Annotated in this window: 5 protein-coding genes; 2 read left to right on the top strand and 3 right to left on the bottom strand. The window is 35.4% G+C overall.

Annotation, left to right across the window (positions count from 1 at the left end; translation table 11 throughout):
- The first annotated feature begins 282 nt into the window (after positions 1 to 282).
- Positions 283 to 954 (top strand): Npun_F0296 family exosortase-dependent surface protein, encoded by a 672-nt coding sequence (locus tag AC3DU7_RS20475; RefSeq protein ID WP_488041151.1) that lies wholly within the window; start codon positions 283 to 285, stop codon positions 952 to 954.
- A gap of 109 nt (positions 955 to 1,063) precedes the next feature.
- Here the strand turns inward: AC3DU7_RS20475 and AC3DU7_RS20470 are convergent, their stop codons facing one another.
- The 3 genes from AC3DU7_RS20470 to AC3DU7_RS20460 form a co-directional block, all read right to left on the bottom strand.
- Positions 1,064 to 1,399: an element excision factor XisI family protein gene (locus AC3DU7_RS20470; RefSeq protein WP_488041150.1), complete on the bottom strand. Its 336-nt coding sequence runs from the start codon at positions 1,397 to 1,399 to the stop codon at positions 1,064 to 1,066.
- Between the two features lie 757 nt (positions 1,400 to 2,156).
- On the bottom strand, positions 2,157 to 3,164 hold the full coding sequence (locus tag AC3DU7_RS20465; RefSeq protein ID WP_488041149.1) for a glutathione S-transferase family protein: 1,008 nt from the start codon (positions 3,162 to 3,164) through the stop codon (positions 2,157 to 2,159).
- 146 nt (positions 3,165 to 3,310) lie between these two features.
- Positions 3,311 to 3,751: a tetratricopeptide repeat protein gene (locus AC3DU7_RS20460; protein WP_488041148.1), complete on the bottom strand. Its 441-nt coding sequence runs from the start codon at positions 3,749 to 3,751 to the stop codon at positions 3,311 to 3,313.
- An 863-nt stretch (positions 3,752 to 4,614) separates the two neighbouring features.
- Here AC3DU7_RS20460 and AC3DU7_RS20455 point away from each other — a divergent pair.
- On the top strand, positions 4,615 to 6,471 hold the full coding sequence (locus AC3DU7_RS20455) for an efflux RND transporter periplasmic adaptor subunit (RefSeq protein ID WP_488041147.1): 1,857 nt from the start codon (positions 4,615 to 4,617) through the stop codon (positions 6,469 to 6,471).
- Positions 6,472 to 6,914 lie beyond the last annotated feature (443 nt).

Genomic DNA, 6,914 nt, shown 5'->3' with positions numbered 1-6,914 from the left:
AACTTCTGCAATAGGTTTATTAATATTTGGTACGGTTGCTTATCGTTTGAGAAAACGCAAATAATATCAAATTTCTAGTGTTGATAATTTAGTTGTAGGGGCAAACAGCTATTTGCTCCTACTGAGGGTAAATTGAAGAAGGCAGCTATGCTGAAGGCAAAACTTAGAAATTAACGGAAATTTTTTCTATTGGTTCCATAGAAGCTAAAACCTTAGACAAAGAGATTAGTAGGGGGAAAAAAGCTCTTCTATTGTCAACTTTGTATTTTTGACCGAATAATAATGACCAAAATCAAACAGATATTGATGGGTATTATAGGAGGAGTAGTTTTAACTACTATTGCCAAACCATCAAATGCAATTACCTTTACTACTGGGGGTACAACTGTTCCAGGGCAAGGTCAATTCTCCAGTTTGCCAGGAGTAACAACTATAGATTTTGAATCAGGTGCGCCGACATCAGGTCCTATTGTCTATTCTGCTCCTGGTTTTAGCCCAACAGTTGTTTCAGGTAATTTAGCAAATCATTATGCTCAACCTGGTGATGATTTTACAAAGTATTTAACAGTTGCCCCTTTTGACAATGCTTTGGGAAATAATCCAGTTATCATCAACTCTAACGAACAACTAGATTATTTTGGTATGTATTGGGGGTCAATAGACTCTTATAATAGCATTGCTTTCTACCAAGAAAATCAGCTACTTACATCTTTTATAGGTACAGAGATTTCTAGTTTACATGAAAATCTCTATGTTAATTTCTTTGCTGAGGAAAAAGAGTCTTTTGATCGAATAATTCTATCCTCCTCTGTGCCTGCCTTAGAAACAGACAATCATGCTTACAGACTTGCTTCTAAAGTTCCTGAACCTCAAACTTCAGTTCCCGAACCAACTTCTGCAATAGGTTTATTAATATTTGGTGCTGTTGCTTATCGCTTGAGAAAAGGCAAATAATATCAAATTTCTAGGGTCAATAACTTAGCTTTAGGGACAAACGGCTGTTTGCCCCTACTGACAGTAGAATAAATATTATTCTGCTTCAAGAATATCTCAGATAATATTATTAACTTACAGCATATTCTGTAAACTGACGCATAAACGGAGAATGAAAACCAATAACAATATCTTGATGAGGCACTCCTGCTTTGACTAATTCTTCAGCAAAATTAATTTCTGTACCATTATATTGTAGCCATATCTTCTCTCCCTTAATATCAAAATGTAGAACACATCCATAAACACGACGATCGCCCTCCCAACCCACATTAACTATTTGATAATGATTATTCTTAGTGTCAAAAATTAATTCTCGATCGACATCTTTTCTTCTATGGCGATCGCCCGCATATTCTTGAATGACTTTTTGAATTATTTCTCCATATTCATCTACTTTATCCATTGTTCAATTTTTTCTTGTTCTGGATTATAAGTAATTAATTTAATAGATTGAGTTTTAATCACAAGTTGAATTAACTCTAGTTTAAAAAATTATTCATAAGTCCAGTAGGGTGCGTTAGGCGCTTACAAAAAACTAGATTTTGTCTATAAAATATTAGTTTGCGCCGTAACGCACCATTGATTAGGATTAGTTATACCAATTTGATAAATGTTTGCTACAAATACTAGAACTGTTTCTAGTAGTCAATAGTCAGTAGTCAGTAGTCAGCTAGATTGAACTATTATTATCATTTTTGACCCTGAAATAATTCTCCAAGTGCTAAATATATATCTGACTTTAACCATTTTTGTTGACCAAACTATTCATAACATTCTTTTTTCAGAATGATATTATACCAATTCTCTATGAAGTTGTGCTTAATAAAAGATAACAGCTATTAGTAAAACTCTGGTTTGGGTCATTTCAGTTATCAGTTATCAGTTATCAGTACCTCTAGCTGTTTGCGCAGCATTCCGCAGGAAAGCAAGAGGCTTGAAGTACGGAATTATTTTTTTTTATCCCCTTAAAAGGGGAGGCGCATACCCACGATTTTTCGGTAAAAATTATTAAGCGCATTGTTACAGAGAAATGACATTAGCATAGCGGTGTGTTACGTTTCACTAACGCACCCTACTGGGCTACTGGACTACTTCTTTTCAAGGAGAGGTAATTGTTAATAATTAATCATTGAAATTATAAATCTCCAAAAATGCCAATTTTAGAATGGCGGAGTAATAGTTTGAGAATCTTCCGTGGGGATGTCTATTAATGCCCGGTTATGAGGAGAATCCAAATCTATCTCAGGACCAATTGGCACAATTTTAGTAGGATTAACATTAGGATGACTCATGTAATAATGCCGTTTAATATGATCAAAATTACAAGTTTCTTTTACTCCTGGATATTGATAAATATCTTTTAGATAATTCCAGAGATTTGGATAATCCCAAATATGACGTAAATTACACTTAAAATGAACATAATAAACCAGGTCGAAACGAAGCAAAGTAGTAAACATACAAATATCAGCTTCAGTTAGGCGATCGCCACACAAATAACGTTGTTTTGATAATATATTTTCCCAATAATCTAAAGCTACGAATAAATCTTTTACTCCTTCTTCATAAGCTAATTGAGAACCAGCAAAACCCGCCCGATAAACACCATTATTAATCGGTTGGTAAATAGTATCAAGAGTTTTTTCAATAGTATCTTTTAAATCTTCAGGACACAAATTTAAGTCATTTTTAGCAATACCATTAAACTCAGTATCAAACATCCGAATAATTTCACGGGATTCATTATTAACAATAGTATTTTTTTCCTTATCCCACAGTACAGGTACGGTAACTCTCCCACTATAATTTGAATCAGCCTTCAGATAAACTTGCCAAAGATAATTAGTATCATTAATACTATCAGGAATAGATCCTGGTTCAGAATCAGAAAATTCCCAACTATTTTGGTCAATTACTGCTGCTACAACTGACAACCCAATAGCATCTTCTAATCCTTTTAAATTTCGCATAATAGCAGTTCGATGTGCCCAAGGACAAGCCCAAGAAATGTATAGATGATAACGTCCTGTTTCTGCCTTAAACCCACTAGAATTATCTGCTGTAATTTTATTCCTAAATGTTGTTGTAGGGCGAATAAATCTACCTTGAGAATCTTCTTGTTCTCGTTTAGATACCCATTTACCATCAATTAAAATACCTAATCCCATGATTACCTCCTCAAAAAAATAAAATGCTTGTTGAATACTTATTATACTATTTAGGAGTAGGGAGTGGGGGAGTAGGGGAGTAGGGGAGTAACTATAGAATTATCAACATATTTGATATAACTTATAAAAAAACTAACTTATAACAATTAACTAAGAGTTTTCCTAGCTTCTTTTCTAGCCTTTAATAACTCTAAATTTTTCTTCAAAATCACTATAGCATCTTGATTTTTTTGTTCTATATATAATTCCCCAGCTTGCAATAAATTTTCTACACTTTCATCATCTTGACGTAGGTTAGCAAAAGCCAAACCTCGATTATGATAAGCTTCAGCAATAGTTGAATTATTTTTCAGAGCTTCAGTAAACTCATTTATTGCCTGTTGATAATTGCCATTTTGATAAGCCTCACATCCTTGTTGAAAATTGACTTCTGCTTCTGATGGTACTGACGAAGATGTTGAGATAAATTCTGTAAATAGGACAGAAATACTACCTTTTCCACGATAAGCATATATCATAGCACCAATACCAATACCACTTATTAATCCAAAAAAGAGTAACCAAGTCAGAAAATTTGCGGTTTCCATATATTAATATAGTTCTAATAGTTCTAAGTCTATTGAATCATCACTATTCAAGATTTAAGAATCAAGTTGTTAATTATTTTTTTATTTTCTAGAATACTTGAATCAAATGCTTGTCAGAATTTTTACAACACTTAAGCTTAACAGCCAAGTCTTGTAAATTATAACCTTATCTTTCTAAATATGTCAGAATTGGTGAAGTCAGAAATGATAGTTGATTTGAAATAGTTTGTTCTACAGATGAACCTATTAGGCCATAACTAAGGAATCAATTATTACTTAACACTCATAATTTCGGTTTTGACTGGTCAAATTAGAATAAAAATCATAAACATTAAGATAGAATAAAACTTTAAATCTAATACCAAATTTATAAGAAATTGCAATAGAATAATATGTTAATGAAAGTTAAATGTAGTTCAGGGTAGACAAGTTAATAAACTTCATAATTCCGTGCAGCTTCACATAGAATCGGTATAAAATCTATAGGTATAAAATCTAGAAGCATAATACCTAACACCTAAGACCTAAGAGCTGATTTATAAACTGAGCTGTTTGCGCAGTATTCCGTAGGAAAACTATTATGCTATCTAGGTCTCAGGAATTTCTGGTTTACTGACCCACAATTGGCAAAACCTTTGTCATGTAAAAATTTCAGCATCTTAATATTTAATTTATAAATCAGCTCTAATACTTACAGAACTTACCCAGGGACTCTACATATGGCTAATGCGAATATCATTCGCCCCTACAGTACCTAATACCTAATTGGCATTGCTGAGGGAAAATATCAGGAACGGGAAAATATCAGGAACAGGCAAGATGCCCATTCCACATACCTAAGATCTAAAGGAGATAAATTACCAGTGAACTTAATACAAATGGATAGTAAATTAGTCAACCAGGCTAGATATTGGCCTTTGTTGTTATCTGCCCTTCTATTAAGCTCCTGTGGAGGTGAAAAACAACAAGTAGTAGCACCCCCACCTACTGCCGTGGAAATAGCCAGAGTTGATCAAACTCAAGTTGCAGACAGCACAGAGTATATCGCAACAGTAGAAGGAAAAGAAAGAGCAACTATTACGCCAAGGGTCAGTGGACAAGTAAGCCAAGTATTTGTATCATTAGGTAATAGAGTTCAAAAAGGAGACCCCATACTGCAGATAGATCCTTCTCGACAACAGGCAGTTCTTGATAGTAATATTGCTCAGATAAGTTCAGCTAAGGCGCAATTGGATAGTGCAGAAGCTCAAATAAGAGCATTGAGAGATGATAAAACTGAGCTAATTGCCCAAAGAGAATTAAATTCTGAGCGAGCAAATCTAGAAAATGCCGAAGCTAACCTCCGCAGAGAACGTCAGGAACTAAATAGGTTGCTAGCTGAGTCTAGTTCCTTATCTGAGGAAGCTAATTTACAGAATGCTCAAGCAAATTTGGGGTCCCAGCGTCAGGAACTAAATAGGTTACTGGCTGAGTCTGGTTCCCTGTCAGAACAAGCAAAACTAGATGATGCTGAAGCATCTTTGCGAGCACAGAGAGCTGAGAAAGATAGAAGAGAAGCAAATTTAGAATACCAAAAAATTGAACAAGTACGATTTTCAACTTTATATGAACAAGAAGTAGTTCCCAAAGAAAGGTTTGACCAAGTTACCCGCGACATTAAACAAGCTGAAGCAGAAATTGATAATATAGAACAAGAAATTGAAGCATTTCAAGCACAGGTCGAAAGTGCTAAAAAAGATTTACAAAGGCGTACAACTACTTTAGATGCTCAAATAGCAGCTCAAAGAAAAGTGATTGAAGCATCTCAAGCACAGGTCGAAAGTGCTAAAAAAGATTTACAAAGGCGTACAACTACTTTAGATGCTCAAATAGCAGCTCAAAGAGAAGTCATAGATGCTACTAAGGCACAGGTCGAAAGTGCTAAAAAAGATTTGCAGCGTCGCATTGAAACTCTAGATGCTCAAATAGCAGCTCAAGACGAACAAATTTCCTCTCAGGAAAGTCAGGTAGTTCAAGCTCGTGGTCAACTACAACAAGCTCAGGCAAATGCAGTGGCAGAACAAGTACAACTACAATATTACAATATTCTTGCTCCTATTAGTGGGGTAGTGGGGAATGTACAACCGAAAGTGGGTGATTATGTAGATAGTCAAACTCAACTAACCACTATTCAGGACAATAATACTTTAGAAGCTAATATTAATATTCCTATAGACCGACTGCCTCAAATTAGACTAGGTACACGAGTTGAGTTACTAAGCCAACAGACAAGTCAATTAATTGGTAGCAGCAGGGTATCTTTTATATCTCCAGATGCAGGTCAAGGAACTCAAACTGTTTTAGTTAAAGCAATATATAATAATGCGGAAAAGAAACTGCAAACTAACCAGCAGGTAAGAGCAAGAGTCATCTGGGAAGAAAAACAAGGATTAACTATTCCGGTTACTTCTGTCAGACGGATCGGAGATCAAGCTTTTGTTTTTGTTGCAGAAGAGAAAATCATGGATGGTGAGAAAAAGTTGATTGCAATTCAAAAACCTGTGAAGTTGGGAAGCATTCAAGGGCAAGCTTATCAAGTAATTGAGGGATTGAAAGGCACTGACAAAATAGTTGTTTCAGGTGTGGTCAAACTCCGGAATGGTATACCTATTGATGGTGGTTCTAAATTGGGCAGTCCCACTGAGAAGAAGAATGAGCAGCAGTCTGCACCTCAGAGTTAGAGTGTGGGGAGATGGGGCTTACAAGGGTAAGTTTTTAAGGTTTGACACGGTGACGCGGGGACACGGGGACACGGGGACGTCTTACAAGGGTATGTTTTTTAGAATTATGCTTTTGGGTGTGGGGAGGGTAGGAAGTGTGGGAGGAGAAATTAGCTATTTTTTGTATAAAAAAACACATTTTTTGAAGTTTTATACTGAATAAAAGCGATCGCTCACCCCGAATGTTAAAAACTTAATCCCTTTCCCTTGCGTCTAAAACCGACGCGGAGTCGTACCGCTTCTGCCTCCTGCCTTCTGCCTTCCTCCCTCTAAAGTGTAAGTAGGGCTTGCTGATTAAACCTAAATGTCTTTACTGATATTGGTTTTAGCCTTTTTGGGTAGTGAGAAAGTACCTGGTTTTCAGATCAAAATGTTCAAAAATTTATAATTTTAGGCAAAAGTTG

This window comes from Okeania sp. (genome assembly GCF_983059655.1).
This window is presented reverse-complemented; position numbering and strand designations above follow the sequence as displayed.